Source organism: Phytobacter massiliensis JC163, from assembly GCF_000321045.1.
GTDB classification, from domain to species: Bacteria; Pseudomonadota; Gammaproteobacteria; order Enterobacterales; family Enterobacteriaceae; genus Phytobacter_A; species Phytobacter_A massiliensis.
Genome location: NZ_CAEO01000190.1, coordinates 1 through 593, shown reverse-complemented (window position 1 = coordinate 593; position 593 = coordinate 1). Strand labels below are relative to the sequence as shown.

General features: G+C 65.3%; 1 protein-coding gene. It reads left to right on the top strand.

Going from position 1 to position 593, the window contains the following annotated elements:
• A partial coding sequence (locus tag ENTHG_RS00155) for an RHS domain-containing protein (protein WP_044172045.1) occupies positions 1-593 on the top strand: 593 nt, incomplete at both ends.

Here is a 593-nt window from a genome sequence, read left to right as displayed (position 1 = left end):
AGCCGCACCGGGCGACGGTGAAGGGAGACCGGCTGCTGATACAGGGCGACCATCATTTTGAGTACGATGAGTTCGGCAACCTGACGGCGGAGCGGTGGGGTAAGCAGCAGTGCCGGGCGCGCCTGTACGAGTGGGACTGCGAGCACCGTCTGGTGAGGCTGACGCAGGTGCGGCGGCAAGACGGCGGGGAGACACAGAAGGAGTCCTGGCGTTACCGGTATGACGCGTTCGGTCGTCGCTGGCGTAAGGAGGATGAGCAGACGGGAAAAGCCACGCTGTTCTTCTGGCAGGACGAGCGGATGGTGACGGAGTGCGACGAGGACGACGCGCTGTTCGACCCGCGTGAGGTGGATAATGAATACGTGAAGGCGACGGCCTTCGCCTGCACGAGCTACCTGTACGAGCCGGGAAGCTTCCGGCCGCTGGCACAGTTTAAGGGGCGGGGACGTGGCGGCGCGGTGTACTGGTATATCAACGACCACCTGGGGACGCCGCAGGAGCTGGTGGACGGTAAGGGGAATATCGCCTGGAGCGGGCTGTACCGGAGCTACGGTCAGCTGGTGGTGCAGGGCGGCGCGGTGCGGCAGCCGCTG